The organism is Halospina sp. K52047b (assembly GCF_008709855.1).
Lineage (GTDB): Bacteria > Pseudomonadota > Gammaproteobacteria > Pseudomonadales > Oleiphilaceae > Halospina > Halospina utahensis_B.
In genome coordinates this window covers 1-18,811 of the sequence record NZ_VYJH01000010.1, presented here as the reverse complement: position 1 = coordinate 18,811, position 18,811 = coordinate 1, and the positions used below count along the sequence as shown (strand labels likewise).

Annotated in this window: 17 protein-coding genes; 10 read left to right on the top strand and 7 right to left on the bottom strand. The window is 64.1% G+C overall.

Annotated elements, in window-relative coordinates:
- Positions 1-28 precede the first annotated feature (28 nt).
- Positions 29-880 (bottom strand): flagellar motor stator protein MotA, encoded by an 852-nt coding sequence (motA, locus tag F3089_RS12185; RefSeq protein WP_151441070.1) that lies wholly within the window; start codon positions 878-880, stop codon positions 29-31.
- Positions 881-1,058: 178 nt separating this feature from the next.
- Here motA and F3089_RS12180 point away from each other — a divergent pair, with 178 nt between their 5' ends.
- The 6 genes from F3089_RS12180 to asd all read left to right on the top strand — a co-directional run bounded on the left by F3089_RS12180 (position 1,059) and on the right by asd (position 7,006).
- The gene (locus F3089_RS12180; protein WP_151441069.1) at positions 1,059-1,379 is read left to right on the top strand and encodes a hypothetical protein; all 321 of its coding nucleotides are present in this window, start codon (positions 1,059-1,061) and stop codon (positions 1,377-1,379) included.
- 58 nt (positions 1,380-1,437) lie between these two features.
- Entirely contained in the window at positions 1,438-2,034 is a 597-nt protein-coding gene (locus F3089_RS12175; RefSeq protein ID WP_151441068.1) for a CBS domain-containing protein, read from the top strand.
- 11 nt (positions 2,035-2,045) lie between these two features.
- On the top strand, positions 2,046-3,467 hold the full coding sequence (locus F3089_RS12170) for an acetyl-CoA carboxylase biotin carboxylase subunit (protein ID WP_151441067.1): 1,422 nt from the start codon (positions 2,046-2,048) through the stop codon (positions 3,465-3,467).
- Positions 3,468-3,489: 22 nt separating this feature from the next.
- Positions 3,490-5,280 (top strand): sodium-extruding oxaloacetate decarboxylase subunit alpha, encoded by a 1,791-nt coding sequence (oadA, locus tag F3089_RS12165; RefSeq protein WP_151441066.1) that lies wholly within the window; start codon positions 3,490-3,492, stop codon positions 5,278-5,280.
- Between the two features lie 62 nt (positions 5,281-5,342).
- Complete coding sequence (locus F3089_RS12160) at positions 5,343-6,155, top strand: sulfurtransferase (protein WP_151441065.1); 813 nt, start codon at positions 5,343-5,345, stop codon at positions 6,153-6,155.
- Positions 6,152-7,006, top strand: a complete 855-nt coding sequence (asd, locus tag F3089_RS12155; RefSeq protein ID WP_225741750.1) for an archaetidylserine decarboxylase — start codon at positions 6,152-6,154, stop codon at positions 7,004-7,006. Before F3089_RS12160 ends, asd begins: the two co-directional genes overlap by 4 nt.
- Positions 7,007-7,015: 9 nt before the next feature.
- On the opposite strand, the gene epmA is transcribed toward asd, so the two are convergent.
- Together epmA and efp are read right to left on the bottom strand one after the other, a co-directional pair.
- The gene (gene epmA / locus F3089_RS12150) at positions 7,016-7,960 is read right to left on the bottom strand and encodes an EF-P lysine aminoacylase EpmA (protein WP_151441064.1); all 945 of its coding nucleotides are present in this window, start codon (positions 7,958-7,960) and stop codon (positions 7,016-7,018) included.
- Positions 7,957-8,532 carry an elongation factor P gene (efp, locus tag F3089_RS12145; RefSeq protein ID WP_151441063.1) on the bottom strand — a complete coding sequence of 192 codons (576 nt, stop codon included), beginning with the start codon at positions 8,530-8,532 and terminating at the stop codon, positions 7,957-7,959. The genes epmA and efp overlap by 4 nt, the downstream gene beginning before the upstream one ends.
- Before the next feature lie 39 nt (positions 8,533-8,571).
- Here efp and epmB point away from each other — a divergent pair, with 39 nt between their 5' ends.
- The 3 genes from epmB (at position 8,572) to F3089_RS12130 (ending at position 13,615) form a co-directional block, all read left to right on the top strand.
- The gene (gene epmB / locus F3089_RS12140; RefSeq protein WP_192497369.1) at positions 8,572-9,612 is read left to right on the top strand and encodes an EF-P beta-lysylation protein EpmB; all 1,041 of its coding nucleotides are present in this window, start codon (positions 8,572-8,574) and stop codon (positions 9,610-9,612) included.
- A 101-nt stretch (positions 9,613-9,713) separates the two neighbouring features.
- Positions 9,714-11,486, top strand: coding sequence for a cyclic-di-GMP receptor FimW-related protein (locus F3089_RS12135; RefSeq protein WP_151441061.1), 1,773 nt, complete (start codon positions 9,714-9,716; stop codon positions 11,484-11,486).
- Between the two features lie 41 nt (positions 11,487-11,527).
- Positions 11,528-13,615, top strand: a complete 2,088-nt coding sequence (locus F3089_RS12130) for an EAL domain-containing response regulator (RefSeq protein WP_151441060.1) — start codon at positions 11,528-11,530, stop codon at positions 13,613-13,615.
- 18 nt (positions 13,616-13,633) lie between these two features.
- Here F3089_RS12130 and serB read toward each other — a convergent pair whose 3' ends face one another.
- Positions 13,634-14,869 (bottom strand): phosphoserine phosphatase SerB, encoded by a 1,236-nt coding sequence (gene serB / locus F3089_RS12125; RefSeq protein WP_151441059.1) that lies wholly within the window; start codon positions 14,867-14,869, stop codon positions 13,634-13,636.
- Entirely contained in the window at positions 14,862-17,144 is a 2,283-nt protein-coding gene (gene parC / locus F3089_RS12120) for a DNA topoisomerase IV subunit A (RefSeq protein WP_151441161.1), read from the bottom strand. Before parC ends, serB begins: the two co-directional genes overlap by 8 nt.
- A 184-nt stretch (positions 17,145-17,328) precedes the next feature.
- Between parC and F3089_RS12115 the strand changes: the two genes are divergently transcribed.
- Positions 17,329-17,577, top strand: coding sequence for a hypothetical protein (locus F3089_RS12115; protein WP_151441058.1), 249 nt, complete (start codon positions 17,329-17,331; stop codon positions 17,575-17,577).
- Here F3089_RS12115 and F3089_RS12110 read toward each other — a convergent pair.
- Positions 17,571-18,176, bottom strand: coding sequence for a YceI family protein (locus tag F3089_RS12110; RefSeq protein ID WP_225741749.1), 606 nt, complete (start codon positions 18,174-18,176; stop codon positions 17,571-17,573). The genes F3089_RS12115 and F3089_RS12110 overlap by 7 nt on opposite strands.
- 23 nt (positions 18,177-18,199) lie before the next feature.
- Positions 18,200-18,778: a cytochrome b gene (locus tag F3089_RS12105; protein WP_151441057.1), complete on the bottom strand. Its 579-nt coding sequence runs from the start codon at positions 18,776-18,778 to the stop codon at positions 18,200-18,202.
- Between the last annotated feature and the right edge of the window lie 33 nt (positions 18,779-18,811).

The following is an 18,811-nucleotide window of genomic DNA, read 5'->3' as shown; positions in this document are numbered from 1 at the left end:
CCTCCGACCCCGATCACCTGCGCCGGTATCAGCGCGAACGGACATGATCATCCAGCTCCTGGAAGCTGGGCCGCGATTCGGTTGGCAGGACCTTGCGCCCGAATTCGATGGCCATCTGTGGTGCCTGGCCGGAGACAGTGGCGAGCAGTGAGTTCTTCACGCACTCGTAGCACTTCATCTCCTCGTCGACCTGGCGCTCCATGGTCTTGCTGATTGGCCCCACGTAACCGTACGCCGCCCAGATACCGGTCAGGGTACCAGCAAGCGCCGCGCCAATAAGGCTGCCAATCTGCGAGGTCTCTCCTCCCAGATAGCCCATGGTGATGATGATTCCAAGGATCGCGGCCACGATGCCGAGCCCCGGCAGGGCATCCGCGACGGAGCCGACCGCGTGCGCGGGTTCCTTGAGCTCTTCCTCACGCTTTTCGATCTCCTGGTCCATCAGCCCTTCCAGTTCATGGGCCGCCATGTTGCCGGTGCTCATGATTCTCAGGTAATCGGTAATGAAATGGAGCAGTTCCTCCATCTTCATGATGGCAGGATACCGGGTGAAGATCTGGCTCTCCTCAGGGTCATCCACATCCGCCTCGATGGCCATGATGCCCTGCTTCCGGGACTTGTCGAACACGTCATACATCAGGCTCAGGAGATCCATGTTGAACGCCTTGTTGAAAGGCGTGCCCATGATGAGCCTCGGCCAGGCGGCAAAGGTCGCCTTGACGGTGTGGAAGCTGTTGCCCATCAGAAAGGCGCCGAAAGCAGCGCCGAATATGACCAGGAGCTCGGTGGGCTGCCACAGTACGGGCAGATTGCCCCCATGCAGCACATACCCGACCAGCACGCTGAACGTGACCACTACCGCGCCGATGATGATGAGCATGGGTTAGCGTAACTCCTGCTGGACTGGTCTCGGGTGGGGATACGACCCGCCGCTAATTCTGGACCAGACCAGCGCCCCCCGCAAACTGCGTGGCGGCTGACAGCAGCAGTTTCGCGCCTGAGCAGCGGAGCATGGTAGGGTATTATTGATAAACGTCATGTTCCGGAATCATCCTTCAATGCGCCCGAGCACCGTCCAACTGACACTGATCACCCTGCTGGCGCTGTGCCTGACCAGCGCGGGGGCGATCACGCATGGTCCATCTGCCGCGCTGGACTCGTTCGGGCTCAGCATTGCGGAATACAGCGAAACAACCAACAGTGGCTCCGACGGCAACGACACCCCTGAACAGGGAGACGTCACAGACCCGCTGCCTGCCTCCAGCCTGTCTGCCACTGAGCAGACAGCCCTGCCCGGCACGCCCCAGAGGGTACTCGAGGCCCGCCATCACCTCACCCGTTTTCCGAAGCTTGCCCAGGGCCCGCCCAGCCACGCCTGAACGTTCCGACACGACGCCCACAAGGCGATTCTGTCCCATCACGATTCAGGAGTGTGCCATGAGCACCTACCAACCCATACCCACGGTCCGTGCGCTGGAGGCGCAGCATATTGCACACCCCCAGATGCACGCGGACCTCAGCACCGATGCCCCCGCCAGGTCACTGCTCATTGATTTCCGCGAGCAGCGTCCTCCGGTGATCGACGGCCACCTTGAGGCCGGGGAGGCCAAAATCCGTATGCGGATGGCCGACTCCGCCCTCAAGCTGGTCCTCAACCCGGCGGAAGACTGCATCGGGCTTCTTACCCTCAAGGATGTTCTCGGGCGCAAGGCCATGTCCCGCGCCCACGAAATGGCACTCCCTCCGGAGGAAGTGCCCATCCACGACATCATGCGTCCCATCGGACGCCTGCCCGCCATCACCATCGAGGATCTGGAGGCGGCACGGGTCGGCGACCTGGTGTATACCTTCAACGATGTCCACGAAGAGCATATGCTGGTCATTGAGGATACCCCTGAGGGCGACAGCGTTGCCCTCAGGGGCGTCATCACGGCCAGTCATCTCACGCGGCGCCTGAGGGTGTCGCTGGACAGCCGGGCCCGTGCAACCTCGTTCGCGGAGATCGTCCAGGCTGTCAACGGCCAGTTCGACTGAGGAGATCATCAATGCCCATCAGAAAGGTACTGATCGCCAACCGGGGCGAGATCGCCGTCCGTATTGCCCGCGCCTGCCAGGAGCTGGGCATCACGGCGGTCGCCATCTACTCGGAAGCGGACCGCTATTCGCTGCATGTCAAAAAGGCCGATGAGGCCCACTGCATCAGTCAGGATCCGCTCTCCGGGTACCTCAATCCCCATCAGGTGGTGAACATGGCCGTGGAGACAGGGTGCGATGCCCTGCACCCCGGCTACGGATTCCTGTCCGAGAACGAGACCCTTGCTGCCGTCTGCCGGGATCGTGGGGTCCAGTTCATCGGCCCGGCCTCGGAAGTCATCCACGGCATGGGTGATAAGACCGAGGCGCGTAACACGGCCATCCGCGCCGGCGTTCCGGTAACACCGGGCTCCGAGGGCAACCTGGAGGACGTGGAAGACGCGGTTGCCCAGGCCGGGCGCATCGGCTACCCGGTCATGCTCAAGGCCACCTCCGGCGGGGGTGGCCGTGGTATCCGCCGCTGTGACAGCGAGAAGGAACTGCGCCAGAACTATGAGCGGGTCATTTCCGAGGCCACCAAGGCCTTTGGCAGTGCCGAGGTCTTCCTCGAGAAGTGCATCGTCAACCCGCGCCACATCGAGGTCCAGGTCCTGGTCGACCGCCAGGGCAACGCCATCCACCTCTACGAGCGTGACTGCTCCGTGCAGCGGCGCAACCAGAAGCTGATCGAGCTCGCACCATCGCCACAGCTGACCGAGCAGCAGCGCGAGTACCTTGGCGATCTGGCCGTACGGGTGGCGAAGGGCTGTGGCTACGAGAACGCCGGTACCGTGGAATTCCTGCTGGACGACAGTGGTGAGTTCTACTTCATGGAGATGAACACCCGGGTGCAGGTGGAGCACACCATCACCGAGGAAATCACCGGCGTGGACATCGTGAAGACCCAGATCCGCATCGCCGCGGGCGAGCCCCTGCCGTACAGCCAGTCCGACATCAGCTACCGGGGCTTCGCCGCCCAGTTCCGGATCAACGCCGAGGACCCGCAGAACGGCTTCCTGCCGAGCTTCGGGCGCATCAGCCGCTACTACTCCGCCGGCGGCCCTGGGGTGCGGACGGACGCGGCCATGTACACGGGGTATGAGATTCCGCCGCACTACGACTCCATGTGCGCCAAGCTCATTGTCTGGGCCCTCAGCTGGGAGGAGTTGCTGGAACGCAGCCGGCGTGCCCTGAACGACATGGGCATCTACGGGGTCACCACCACCATCCCCTACTACCAGCAGATCCTCCAGAACCTGGAGTTCCGCGCGGGCGGGTTCAACACCAGCTTCGTCGAGAACCATCCGGAACTGCTCGAATACAGCACCAAGTCCAGGCCCGAATCCGTCGCCACCGCCATCGCCGCGGCCATTGCCGCCCAGGCTGGCCTGTGAGCCCCGAATCAGGAGAAACATCATGAGCCAACGCAAGATCCACATCACCGACGTCATCCTGCGCGACGCCCACCAGTCCCTGATCGCCACGCGCCTGCGGACCGAGGACATGCTCCCTGCCTGCGAGTGGCTGGACCAGGCCGGCTACTGGTCCCTGGAATGCTGGGGCGGCGCCACCTTTGACGCCTGTGTCCGCTTCCTCAAGGAAGACCCCTGGGAGCGGCTGCGCCAGCTGAAAAAGGCGCTGCCCAATACCCGGCTGCAGATGCTGCTGCGCGGGCAGAACCTGCTGGGCTACCGCCATTACGCGGACGACGTGGTCGAGGCATTCGTGCAGAAGGCGGCGGACAACGGCATCGACGTCTTCCGCATCTTTGACGCGCTCAACGACGTCCGCAACCTGGAAACCAGCATCCGCGCGGTGAAGAAAACCGGCAAACACGCCCAGGGCACCCTCTGCTACACGGTCAGCCCGGTTCACGGCACTGAAGCCTTCCTGGAGCAGGCGAAGACGATGGTGGACCTCGGGGTGGACAGCATCGCCATCAAGGACATGGCCGGGCTGCTCACGCCCGCCGCCACCTCCGAGCTGGTCAGCGGCCTGAAGCAGCGCTTCGACGTGCCGGTCTTCCTGCACTCCCACTACACCTCGGGCATGGCCAGCATGTGCCAGTGGGCCGCCGTGGAGGCGGGCGTGGACCACCTGGATACCGCCACTTCCTCATTCGCCGGCGGCACCAGCCATCCGCCCACCGAGTCCGTAGTGGCCGCACTCCATGACGCCGGGTACGAAACCGGGCTGGACCTGGAGAAGCTGGACAGCATCGCCCGCCACTTCCGGGAAGTCCGGAAGAAGTACCACCAGTTCGAAAGCGAGTACAACGGCGTGGACACCACTGTCCTGCTCTCCCAGGTCCCGGGGGGCATGATGTCCAACCTTGCCAACCAGCTGAAGGAACAGGGCGCGCTGGACCGCATCCAGGACGTGTTCCGCGAGATCCCGAAGGTCCGGGAGGAGCTGGGCTATCCCCCTCTGGTCACACCGACCTCCCAGATTGTGGGGACCCAGGCGGTGATCAACGTCCTCTCGGACAGCCGTTACGGCACCATCACCAACGAGGTGAAAAAGTACCTCCAGGGCTGGTACGGCAAGGCGCCGGGCGACGTGGACCAGAATCTGCAGCAGCGTGCCGTGGGCAAGGAGGAGCCGGTCGAGGAACGCCCGGCCAACCTGCTGGCCAACGAGTTCCACAAACTGAAGGATGAGGTCTCCGACGTCGCCGAATCCGAGGAGGACGTGCTCACCTACGCCATGTTCCCGGATCAGGCACGGACCTTCCTGGAACAGCGCCGCGACGGCACTCTCCAGCCGGAAGTCCTGGAGCCGGCACCCTCGGAGAACGCCTCCGGCCACGTCCCCACCGAGTTCCGCATCCAGGTCCATGGCGAGACCTACGACATCCAGGTGACCGGGGTAAGCCCCGGTGGCGATGACCGGCGTCGGTTCTACATGACCGTCGATGGTGTCCCCGAAGAGATCGAACTGGAAGCCGTCGGTGAGTCCGCCCCGGGCGGTGGTCAGCGGGCCCGAGCCACCAGGGAGGGCCACGTGACCACCAGCATGCCCGGCAACATCGTGGATGTGGTGGTCAGGGAGGGCGACAGCGTCGCCGCCGGCGATCCCGTGCTGATCATCGAGGCCATGAAGATGGAAACCGAGGTCAAGGCCCCGGTGGCCGGGTCGGTGACGGCCGTGCACATCAGCAAGGGCGACCGGGTCACCCCCGGTGAGGTACTGGTCGAGATCGAATAGTCTCGTCCGCACCCGGGGCCTCTGGTATCCTTCGGCCGAATACGGACGATACCGAGGCCCCAATGCCATCCCTTCCCATGATTCTTGAGCCGGATACCCTGCATCAGCACCTCCATGATGAGAACCTGCTGCTGGTGGATCTTTCCGGCCCGGAGCATTACACGGAAGCCCATATCCCGGGTGCCATCCACGTTCACCCCCGCGAGACCCGGGGCGCTGCCTCACCCGTACCGGGTCTTTTGCCGGAAAAGGCGGAGCTCGAACAGCTGCTTGGGCGGATCGGTCTCAAACCGGAGCACCACGTGGTCGCCTACGATGATGAGGGTGGCGGCTGGGCCGGGCGCTTCATCTGGCTGCTGGAGTCCGTGGGTCACCGCAACTGGAGCCTTCTCAACGGCGGGCGCATCGCCTGGATCCGCGAAGGCTACCCAACCAGCACCGAGGTGTCAGAGGCCACCGAATCCTCGCGTCCGGCCCTCACCCTGGACCCCTCGACAACAGCGGATCTCGAAGAAGTGCTCGAGGCCGTCAGAGCCGGCAACACCGCCATCTGGGATGCACGCGCCCCTGCGGAATACCGTGGCGAGCGCCAGTCCGCGGCCCGCTCCGGTCACATACCCGGCGCGGCCAACCTGGAATGGACCGAGATCATGGACCCGGAGCGCAACTACCGCCTGCTGCCGGAAGACCGGCTCCGGGAAACCCTGACCTCGCTCGGTATTGAACCCTCGAAACCCGTCATCACCCACTGCCAGAGCCATCACCGCTCCGGGCTCACCTACGTCGCCGCCCGTGCCCTGGGATACCACGACGTGCGCGCCTACGCCGGCTCCTGGGCGGAATGGGGCAACCGCACGGAGACCCCCGTCGAATGATGCATTCCCTGCTCGACAGCGGCTTCATCGCCGCCCAGCACCTGGCCCCCCAGCACGGCCTGTCACGCCTGGCCGGACGCGTGGCGGACTCCCGGCATCCCGCCCTGCGCCGGCGCCTGATCAATGGCTTCATCCGCCGCTATGGTGTGGACATGAGCGAGGCAGCGGACCCGGATCCGGAGGCCTACGCCAGCTTCAATGACTTTTTCACCCGGCCTCTGCGCGATGACGCCCGCCCCATCGAAGGCGACGAGCGCACGCTGGTCTGCCCGGCAGACGGGGCCATCAGCCAGAGCGGCACCATCAGCCGTGGGCGCCTGTTCCAGGCCAAGGGCCAGAGCTTTTCCGCGGCGGAGCTGACCGCCCGGCCCGAACCCGAACTGGCTGCCTTCGAGCAGGGCCGGTTTGCCACCATCTACCTGTCTCCGAAGGACTATCACCGGGTGCATATGCCTGTGACCGGCACCCTTGAGGCAACCACCACCATCCCAGGTCGTCTGTTCTCGGTGAACCCGGCCACCACCCGTAATGTGCCGAGGCTCTTTGCGCGCAACGAGCGGCTGGTCGCCTGGTTCCGTACCGAATACGGGCCCATGGCGGTGGTGATGGTTGGTGCCATGATCGTGGCAGGCATCGAAACGGTCTGGGGAGGCCGGGTTGCGCCCGGGGCGCGAAGCATCCGCCATGCCGCACACGATGGACCTCACCTGGCACGCGGCGCCGAGATGGGCCGGTTCTATCTGGGCAGCACGGTCATACTGATGCTGCCCAGGGGCGCCTTTGAGCCGACGGGTGAACTGACCCCAGAGCAGAGCGTTCGAATGGGCGAGTCGTTGTTCCGCGCCAGCTGACCCCCGGCCTCAGAGGCGTTCCCGGGAAAAGGCCATCACCTCATCCAGGGAACCAGCTCCAGTCCGATGCATGAGCAGGCGGTCCACCCCCATGGCCATACCGCTGCACGGAGGCAGACCTGCCTCCAGCGCCTCCAGAAACCTGACGTCCGGCTCTGGGATGGGCTGACCCGCCTCGCGGCGGCGCGCATTATCCGCCTCGAACCGCCGACGCTGCTCCGTGGCATCCAGAAGCTCCTCGTAGGCGTTGCCGATCTCGATCCCGTCCAGATAGAGCTCGAACCGGCGTGCTACCGGGACACCGCCGACCTCGGTAACCGCTGCCAGTGCACACTGGTCGGAAGGATAATGCTGAACGATCACAGGGCCCTGCTCTGCCAGGGCCGGCTCCACACAGCCGCTCATCAGCAGATCCAGAGCCTCCCCCCGGTTCAGCTGCTCCCGGGGAATGCCGCTGACCGCTGAAGCCCGTTCCGCCAGCCGGGCGGGCTCGTCCCGCCATGGATCCACACCGGCATGCGCCTGCATCAGCTCCCGGTATTCCGCGACATGGGGACGCGGACTCTCCAGCACCTCCTGCACCAGATCACCGACCTCCACAACGAGGGCCTCCAGGTCGAAACCGACCCGGTACCACTCCAGCAGCGTGAACTCCGGATTGTGGCGCCGGCCCTGCTCACCTGCGCGAAAGACCGGCCCGATCTGGTAGATGGAGCCGGATCCAGCGGCCAGCAGGCGTTTCATAAAGTATTCCGGGGAGGTCTGAAGCCAGGCTTCCAGACCATCAACAGTCACCGGCAGGCTCTCAATGGCGGGTTCGGTAACGGTATGGCGGCCCAGAACCGGCGTCTGGACCTCAAGCACCCCGCGTGTGTCGAAGAAATCCCGCAACGCCCGGAGCAGGTGGGCCCGGGCGCGCAGCATCGCGGGGGTGGCGCCCGGCTCCCAGCTCATCCGTTGCGGACGCGGGAGACGTACTCGTTCTTGCGGGTATCCACGCGGATGACTTCGCCGATTTCCATGAACAGCGGCACGTTCACCACGGCACCGGTGGACAGGGTCGCCGGCTTGGAGCCGCCCTGGGCGGTATCCCCCTTAACGCCCGGATCCGTGTCCACCACTTCCAGGTCCACGAAGGCCGGCGGTGTGACGTTCAGCGGGGCACCGTTGTACAGTGTGACGGTGTAGACGTCCTGTTCCTTGAGCCACTTGGCGGCATCACCCACGGCGCGCTCGTCCGCAGCGAACTGCTCAAAGGAACCGTCAGTCTTCATGAAGTGCCAGAACTCGCCGTCGCTGTAGACGTACTCCATGTCGAACTCAAGCACATCCGCCGCCTCCAGGGTCTCCCCGGACTTGAAGGTGCGTTCCCAGACCCGGTTCGTCATCAGGTTGCGCAGCTTCACGCGGCTGAACGCCTGGCCCTTTCCGGGTTTGACGAACTCATTTTCAACAATCACGCAGGGGTCGCCGTCGAGCATGACTTTCAGCCCGCCGCGGAATTCGTTGGTAGAATAGGTCGCCATCGATGCCTCGCTCGAATTGCCAGTAAACTTGGGATGCCAATGATACAGTCCGGTCACGCGCCTGTCGAAACCACAACCATCGCCAGCGACCGCCCCCGGTGGCAGAAAGAGCTGGGGCAGGCCGTTACCACGCCTGAAGCCCTGTGCCAGCGCCTGGCGCTACCGGAATCCATGCTAGCTGGCATGGCACCCGGTCACCGCCAGTTCCCGGTCCGGGCGCCGGAACCCTGGCTGCGGCGGATCGAGCCCGGCAATCCGGACGACCCGCTGCTGCGCCAGATCCTGCCCCTGCCCGAGGAAGGCGAGGACCAGCCCGGCTATGTGAGTGACCCACTGGAGGAAGTCAGTGGCGACAGTGCCAGCGCCACCTCAGGGCTTGTACACAAGTACGCCTCCAGGGCCCTGCTCATGGTCACCGGTGCCTGCGCCATCAACTGCCGCTACTGTTTCCGGCGCCACTTCCCCTATGAGGAACACCAGCTGGGCGGCTCCGACTGGCAGGCTGCCCTGGACCGGATCGATGCCGACCCGGCGATCAACGAGGTGATCTTCAGCGGCGGCGACCCGCTCGCCAGCCCGGACCGGCTCCTGGCCCGGCTCGCTGCGGCGGTGGCCAGTATCGACCATGTGCGCCGCCTGCGCATCCACACCCGGCTTCCCGTGGTCATCCCCCAGCGGGTGAATACCGACCTGCTGGACTGGCTTGGTGGATCACCACTGCAGAAGGTGATCGTGGTGCACATCAACCACCCGGCGGAAATCGACGACGACGTCCATGCTGCGCTGAGGGCACTGGCCGGCGCCGGGGCCACGCTACTGAACCAGGCGGTTCTGCTGCGCCGGATCAACGATGACGCCGATACCCTGGAGCAGCTCAGCGAGCGCCTGTTCGAGTGCGGTGTTCTCCCCTATTATCTGCACGCGTTTGACCCCATCGCGGGCGCTGCACACTATGACCCCGGTGATGAAAGGGCCCGGGCACTGACCCGGACCCTGCTGGAACGGCTCCCCGGCTTTCTGGTACCGAAGCTGGTGCGGGAAGTCCCCGGCCAACCTGCCAAACAGCCCCTGAATCTTTAAAGTCGTTGTGAAATCAACGGCAAAAGCCTGTTGCGCTTGCTATTCTCCCGACCCTGGACTTGTATTGTAAGCGGACACCCAGAAACCAGCGGTAATGATCAATGGCGGGCAAAGCAGGAAAGCCGGATCTCGCGCTTCCGGAACAGAAGCTCAGCAGTCTATCCTTCTGTGAGGCGTCCCCACGCGCCTTCAGGGAATGGGTCGACGGGCTGCCGATCGCCAATGTGGGTGAGTCCGCACGCCAGCTCTACCATGCCGCCATTGAGCTCAACCAGCTCGACATCAGCCCGGCCCTGAGAATGAAGCTGCTGGGTCAGCTTCGCCCGCAGCTGAACTTCATCTGTGACCAGCTGTCCCAGCATTTTCTGGGGCGATCCATCGCTCTGACGGAAAAGCAGCGCAAAGTCGCCAACCTTGCTCAGGCCCTGCAGCGCCACCTGGCCACGGGCTACAAGATCGTCGTGAGCCAGCTCGCCGATACGCCCAATCCGGACAAACAGAAGATGGCCAATGCCCAGGCCTGCCATCGGGCGATCTCCAGCCTCGGCAGCACGCTTCTGCGGGCCAGCCAACTGTACGCGCCCAGCCCCGGTGGCACCTGGTACGAAGCCCACCAGATCTTCAGCTGGGCGCTCGCGCGCCAGATCACAGGCATTGCCATCGAGGATCCCGTCAACCAGCACCACCGCAGGACTACTGTTGAGGATGCCTACAAACGGCTGCTGCTGCTTGGCTGCTGCCGACCGAATCAGCTTCGCCAGAAGGAGCTGGCGGAAGTTTACAGCCTGTTCGAGTGCTGGACCGCCCATACCCGGATCCTCCAGCGCGGCATGAATGACGCGCTCTTTGTGATCAATCTCGGCCAGGATGCTCCCCCGACTTACCGCAACCTGCTCCGGACACCGCTGACCACGCAGCACATCGGCTTCGACAGCACCGAACTCGCGGAGGGCCTGGCCGCACTGGCGAACAACCGGAACGCCGCCCCACCGGCGGATGCCCCTGAACTGCCCGTGAAGGTCAGTGATGCACTGCTCATGCACCTGGGCCAGGCTCTGGGGGTCCTGACCCAGCGCTCCTACAGGCGTATCGAGAGCTCCGGCAGCCTGCAGGTCGCGGTTGGCATGACCTCCGTACACTATTTTTCCGCCGGCCAGGTGGCCTTCAACCGCTTCGTGGACAGCCAGGACACAGAGCCGTCGCAGAACGTCTTCCTGGGCGCGGCGCAGCGGCGCAATGATCCCTGGGCCAGCGCCTTCGACGCCGGACACCATGAATCCATGACCTCTCCGGATGCGCCAATCAATTTCCGGGGCTCGGGCGGCGATATGGCCGGTGACAGCGAGCATGCCTACCCGCTTTACGAAGTCAGCCTGGAGAACACCAGCCCTGGCGGCTACTGCATCAACTGGGATGCGGAGATGCCGTCCAGCCTTCAGACTGGCGAGATCCTGGGCGTGCGCGAAAATGTCGATCACCCCTGGAGCGTCGCCCTGATCCGGTGGATCCGCCAGGGCGGTCAGCGCAGTGCCCAGCTCGGTATTGAACTGCTGGGCCCTGGCGCGATGCCCTGCGCGCTGCGCCTCGACAACAAGAGCGGCAGTGGCAGTGAGTTCCTGCGGGGACTGCTGCTGCCGGAACTGAGTGCCATCGGCCAGCCGGCAACCCTGCTGACGCCACGCATGCCCTTCCAGACCGGGCACCGCATCACGCTGCTGCGTGACGGCGAGCAGGAAACAGCCCAGCTCAGCCGGCGTGTATCCGCCACCAGCAGCATCAGTCAGTTTGAGCTGCGATTCCGTGGCCCATCAGGCAAAGACCGATCCGGCACCAGTGACGACGATGACTTTGCTTCACTCTGGCAATCGCTGTAAAACTGTGGCCTGCAATCAATTCAGGGAGTTCGCGCGGCATCATGCCCCAGAAGACTGAAACCATCCACCTGCTTCTCCTTGACCCCTCCCAGAATGATGCGGAGCAGGTTGTCAGCCTGTTGCGCAACGCGGGGCGCGCAACACGGGCGCACCGGGTCACGTCGCCGGAAGATCTGCAGGACGCTCTTGGCAGCGGAACCTGGGACCTGATGCTTATCAGGGATGCGGAGCAGGAACCCTCGCCAGAGGACGCCCTCGACCAGATCCGGCGCCAGGATAAGGATCTGCCCGCCATCCTGATGGCCGCCGGCGAGGACGGCGAACGCCGCAGCGCCGTTATGGAACGCGGCGCCCAGGACGCCGTCCCCTTCGACAACAGCACCCTGCTGCGCCAGGTCATCGACCGGGAGCTGGCCAACCTCGGTGAACGGCGGCAGCGGCGCTCTCTCTCCGGACACCTGCGGGATGCGGAGCAGCGTTGCCACCTGCTGCTGGAAAGCTCCAAGGACGCCATTGCCTATATCAATGACGGCCTGCACGTCTACGCCAACCAGTCCTACCTGGAACTGCTGGGCTATGAGGACCCGGACGACCTTCTGGCCCTGCCGGTTCTGGACACCCTTGACAGCGGCAGCCAACAGCACTTCAAGGAGGCCATGAAGCAGTTCCGCGAAGGGGAGGAACCGCAGGAACCGCTCACCGTCACCATTGAGCGCCCGGACGGCGAAACCATCGAGGTCACGGCCGAACTCTCCGCCGCCACCTATGACGGTGAGCCCTGCATCCAGATCGTGGCCCGCCCCGTCCAGGACAGTGCGGAGCTGGCGGAGAAGCTGCGGGAGATCAGCAGCAAGGATGTACTCACCGGGCTCTATAACCGGCATCACCTGATGGATACGCTGTCCCAGACCATTGCCCGGGTGCAGAAAGACGGCTCGGATGCGGCACTGGCCTACATCGCCCTGGATGAGTTCGTGCACAAGAAAACCCAGATCGGCATTTCCGGAGCGGATCTGGTGATCGGTGACATGGCCGGGCTGATCGCTGCCTGTGCCCGGGAAGACCAGGTAGTGGCACGACTCAGTGACGACGCCTTCTGCATCCTCGGCCCCCAGGACACGGTTGAGAGCATGAAGGAGGTTGCCGAGACGCTGCGCAAACGCGTTGAGGATCACCTGTTCGACGTTTCAGGCCGAACCCTGCAGCTGACGGTCAGCATCGGTATTGCCGCCATCACCGAGAACGCCCCGCAGGCGGAGGATCTGGTGGGGCGTGCCCACACCGCCGCCGACGAGGTGCGCCAGCAGGAAGGCCATGAGGCGGGTAACGGCATCAACGTCCACGAACCGCAGCTGCAGTCCCAGGGCAGTGCGGATGGCACTGCCGACGCCATCCAGCAGGCACTGGACAACGACCAGTTCCGGCTGCTGTTCCAGCCGATCATCAACCTGCGCGGCGAGGGCGAGGAGCACTACGAAGCCTTTGTGCGGATGCTGGATGAGCATGGCAAAGAGGTCTCGCCCTACGATTTCCTGCCCCCGGGCGGGCCAGTGAACACGGCGGCCAAGATCGACCGCTGGGTGGTCCTGCAGACCATCAAACAGCTGGCCAGTCACCGCTCCAAGGGGCACGAGACCCGGCTGTTCCTGAACGTAACCGCGGAAACCGTCCAGGACCAGACCTTCCCGTCATGGCTGGGCGTGGCCCTGAAGGCGGCAAGGCTGCCCGGGGACTCGCTGATCTTCCAGATCGCGGAGCGCGATGCCACCACCTACCTCAAGCAGGCACGCGATTTCTGCGGCGCGCTGCGTGAACTGCACTGTTCCCTGTCCATCACCCACTTCGGGGGCGCGCTGAATCCGTTCAACACCCTCAAGCATCTGGACGTGGACTACGTGAAACTGGACGGCTCCTACACCGACGAAATCCAGAAAAACGAGGAATCACGCCAGACGGTGAAGGAAATGATCCAGACCCTGCACCAGCAGGGCCGTCTAACAGTCATGCCGCTGGTCGAAAGTGCCTCGGTGCTGGCTACCATCTGGCAGGCGGGCGTCAACTACATCCAGGGTTACTACCTGCAGGCGCCGACGCCGGATATGGACTACGACTTTGGCGAGGGGGACTGAGAAGCGCTAAGGGCGCTTCTACTGGTCCCGGTTCATGGCCACCAGGTCCGGCGCCCTGTCCGATTCCCGGTACCCCAGCAGGTACAGAATCGCGTCCAGCCCCAGGGTGGAAATGGAATGGCGGGCGGACTCCTTAACCAGCGGCTTAGCCCGGAAGGCTACGCCCAGTCCGGCCTTGCTGAGCATGGGCAGGTCGTTGGCGCCATCGCCCACGGCAATCACCTGCTCCAGGCGGATGCGTTCCTCATCCGCGATCTGCTCCAGAAGTTCGGCCTTGCGCTGACCGTCCACAATCCGGCCGGCCACCTCGCCGGTTACACGACCATTCTCGATCTCCAGATCATTGGCGTAGACATAGTCGATGTTGAGCCGCTGCTGCAGATGCCGCGCGAAGTAGGTGAAGCCGCCGGAGAGGATCGCGGTGCGGTAGCCCAGGTTACGCAGAGTGGTGATGAGCCGCTCGGCGCCCTCGGTCAGCTTCAGCCGTTCCGCCACGCGCTCGAGCACGGATTCCTCCATTCCCTCCAGAAGCGCCACCCGCTCCCGGAAGCTCTGGCTGAAGTCCAGCTCCCCTTTCATAGCCCTTTCCGTGATCTCAGCCACCTTGTGGCCCACGCCCGCCTCGGCGGCCAGCTCGTCGATCACCTCTGCCTCGATCAGGGTCGAATCCATGTCAAACACCACAAGCCGGCGGTTGCGGCGGTAGATGGAGTCCTCCTGGAAGGCGATGTCCACGTTGAGATCCGTGGCAATATGCAGGAAATCCGAGCGCAGCGCCTCCAGGTCCTGGGGCGTGCCGCGCACGGAGAATTCCACACAGGCGATACGGTCACTGCGCTCCAGGCTGGTGCGCCCGGAAAGGCGGGCGATGTTGTCGATATTAAGCCCGTGCTGTGCGGTAATACTGGAGACCCGCGCAATCTGGTCCGCGGTGATGTCCCGCGCCATCAGGGTGACCACATAGCGGCCGCGGCCCTTGCCCTGAACCCATTCGCCGTAGGCCTCCTCGGTGATGGGCTCGAAGCGCACCTGCAGGTCCAGCTCATGGATACGGAACAGCAGCTCCTTGAACACCTGGGGGGCGTTGTTTTCCTCGGGAATCTCCGCAAGGATGCCCCAGGTCAGGTGGTCGTGGATCACCGCCTGGCCGATGTCCAGGATGCGCACATCAAAGCGCGCCATAATGCCGGTGATCTCGGAGGTAAGGCCGGGCTTGTCGCGCCCGGAGACATTGATCAGTACCAGTTCACTCATCCGCTGAAGACGCCTCCCCGGCGTTGTCGTGTTCAATCACTTCCATACGGTCAACCCGCTGGAGCCCGCGCGGCAGCTTGTGGCCACGCCGGCCCCGCTCGCCCCGGTAGTGCTCGAGATCACTGAAGCGCAGCGTCAGGTGGCGCTTGCCGGCGTGCAGCACCAGCTGGTCCCGCTCCGAGAAGGTGGTGACCGCCACCATGGATTCCTCACCGCTTTTCACGCGCGCTGGCGGAATTCCGAGCATCTTGTTGCCCTTGCCCTTGGCCAGTTCCGGCAGTTCACTGAGCGGGAAAACCAGCAGGCGGCCCTCGCTGGACACCGCCGCCAGCCAGACGCTGTCGCCCTCGCGCACCCGCTGAGGGGGCAGTATCCCGGCGCCCTGGGGCACGTTGAGAACGGCCTTGCCGTTACGGTTGCGGCTGACCAGTGACGACAGCGGCGTCACAAACCCGTAACCGGCGGTGGTGCTGAGCAGAACCCGCCCCTCACCGGCCATCATAAGGCCGGCAAAACCGGCGCCGGTGGGCGGATTGATGCGGGTGGTCAGCGGCTCGCCCTGGCCCCGCGCCGATGGCAGCGTATGGGTATTGAGGGCATAGCTGCGCCCCGTGGTGTCAAGCACCAGCGCCTGCTGGTTGTTGCGCCCGCGTGCCGCCAGGGCGAAGCGGTCCCCGGCCTTGTAGCTGAACCCGCTGGGGTCGACATCATGCCCCTTGGCCGCCCGTATCCAGCCTTTCTCGGAAAGCACCACGGTAACCGGATCCCCGGAGACCAGGTCCGTCTCGCTGAAGGCCTTGGCCTCGCCCTTGGCCTCGATGGGGCTGCGGCGGTCGTCGCCGAAGGTTTCGGCGTCGGCCTCGAGTTCGGATTTGATCAGCTCGCGCATGCGGTCCTCGGAGCCCAGGGTGGCCTGGAGACTGTCGCGCTCCTGCTGCAGCTCGTCCTGTTCGCCCCGGATCTTCATCTCCTCGAGCTTGGCGAGATTGCGCAGTTTGAGTTCCAGAATGGCCTCGGCCTGCTCGTCCGAGAGCCCGAAGCGGTCCATCAGTACCGGCTTGGGCTTGTCCTCATCGCGGATGATCTGGATGACCTCATCAATATTGAGGTAGGCCACCAGCAGCCCCTCGAGGATATGCAGCCGGGCCGTCACCTTGCCCAGGCGGTGCTCGAGCCGGCGGCGTACTGTCTCATGGCGGTATTCCAGCCACTCGGAGAGCAGCCCACGGAGGTCGCGGACCATCGGACGGCCGTCCAGACCGATGACGTTGAGGTTCATCCGGTAGTTCTTTTCCAGATCCGTGCTGGCGAACAGGTGCTCCATGAGCCCATCGGTGTCCACACGGTTGGAACGCGGCGAGATCACCAGCCGCACCGGATTCTCGTGGTCGGACTCGTCGCGCAGGTCGGTCACCATGGGCAGCTTGCGCTGCTGCATCTGCTGCGCGATCTGCTCCATGATCCGGTTGCCGGAGACCTGGTGCGGCATGGCCGTGATCACGATGTCGCCCCCCTCCAGCTGCCAGCGGGCCCGCATGCGCAGGGTTCCGCGGCCGGTACGGTAGAGCTGGCGCAGATCCTCCCGAGAGGAGACGATGGCAGCACCCGCCGGAAAATCCGGGCCCTGGATATGGTCACAGAGGGCATCCACGTCCGCCCCGGGGTCGTCCAGGAGCCGGATGCAGGCAGAGGTCACTTCCCGCAGGTTGTGCGGCGGGATGTCCGTGGCCATGCCCACGGCGATGCCGGTGGTGCCGTTGAGCAGCACGTGCGGCACCCGGGCCGGCAGGGTCGCGGGCTCATTCAGGGTCCCGTCGAAGTTCGGCTGCCAGTCCACCGTGCCCTGCCCCAGCTCGCTGAGCAGCACCTCGGAGAACTTCGCCAGCCGTGCCTCGGTGTAGCGCATGGCCGCGAACGACTTGGGGTCGTCCTGGCTGCCCCAGTTGCCTTGGCCGTCCACCAGCGGGTAGCGATACGAAAAGGGCTGGGCCATCAGCACCATGGCCTCGTAACAGGCGGAGTCGCCATGGGGATGGAACTTGCCCAGCACATCGCCCACGGTGCGCGCGGACTTCTTGTACTTGGCGGTCGCAGAGAGACCCAGCTCGGACATGGCGTAGACGATCCGACGCTGGACGGGCTTCAGGCCGTCCCCGATGTGCGGCAGCGCGCGGTCGAGAATGACGTACATGGAATAGTCCAGGTACGCCTTCTCCGTATAATCACGCAGCGCGACGCGCTCATAGCCCTCGTCGGTGGTCTCGAATTCCGGCATAGGCCCTCTGTGCTCCGTCATGGGTGGGTGCCCCTTTCGGGCAAAGCGCCATTATAGGGAGGCTTGCGCTGGACTCCAAACCAGCGGTAGTGGATTTCCCGAATAGTGGGCCGGGAGCGCCGGGGGCTACCGTGAATCCACCTTCAGCGACGATCCTGTTATCACGGTGGAACCGATACCCCTTATGGCATCGAGTCGAATACGCGCTGCGCGCCGGGCTGCGGCCCAGGGACTCATGGTGGGCTTTGTCACCTTCGTGCTGATCATTGTAGTGGAATACATGTGGGCTGGCGCTCTGGTGGATCTGCGCCTGTACGGACTTACCAGCCTCGGGGTGAGTGTGCTGGTGTTCCTGAACCTGTTCTGGACCCGACACCAGCGACGCCCAAACAATGAAGGCGCCACTGATGACCGGCTACGCCGCCGTCACTGACGTATGCCTTCCACGGAAAGCATCAGGGTCACTTCTTCCGCCTGCGGCCCCAGATCATAGTCGATCCCGTAGTTCTCCAGTGTCAGGGTCGTTGTACCCTCGAACCCCATCCGGTAATTGCCCCACGGATCCTCGCCGTGATTGATCAGCTCCATCTCCAGGTCAATCTCACGGGTGACGCCGCGCAGGGTCAGATCACCGGTTACCGTGGCAGTATCCTCACCCTCCATCTCAACGGACGTGCTCTCGAAGGTGGCCTCCGGGTACTCGCTCACGTACAGGAAGTCCTCTTCCCGCAGGTGCTTATCCCGCTCCGAATGATTGGAATCCACACTGCTGGTGTCGACGGTCACCTGAACCGAGGATTCTTCCGGATTATCCGCGTCGTACTCGAAGCTGCCATCAAAATCATTGAAACGCCCGTAGAGGGTACTGAAACCAAGATGGCTGATGCGGAACTGGATGAACTGGTGCTGGCCCTCCCGGTCAAAGGCATAGGTGCCACTGGGATCCGCCGCCAGTGCCTGGCCGGTACCCAAAACGGCCATAGTTACAGCTGATGCAATGAAACTGCGGGTCAGGTTTGTACGGTGATTCATGGTGTTCTCCTTCTGTGTGTTGTCTACTGCCTGTCCGGGGAGCGTGACTGACGCAGCTTCATGCACAGCATCCGTCGCAGCGTGTCGTCACGATCCCAGAAGTGGTGTTTGAGAGCGGCCAGTCCGTGCAGGCCCGCGAGTATGATCAGGGTCCAGCCCAGCCAGCGGTGCCAGTCACCGGCCAGATCCTCCATGCCCTGCACATCGCCTGTGACAGCAGGCACGCTGAACCAGTCGAAGACGGCCACTTCGCGCCCATCAGCGGTGGAGATCAGATAGCCGCTGATCACCATGGCCAGCATCAGCCCATAAAGCAGCCAGTGCACGGCATGGGCGCTGAGATGCTCCACCCTGGTGTGTTCAGGCACCGGTGCGGGAGGGGGCGAAACGAACCGCCACAGCAGCCGCAGCACCAGAGCCGCTCCCAGCAGCAGGCCAACGCTGCGGTGCCAGTCCGGCAGCACGTTGCGCAACGGGTCCATGTATCCGAGATCGACCATGTAAAGGCCGACCCCGAAAAGCCCGATGACGGCAGCCGCCATCAGCCAGTGCAGGCCAACGCTGACAATCCCCCATCGGCTCCATGTGTTACGCCACTGCATTGCTCCCCCTCCTCAACTTTGGAGTTTTTCCAG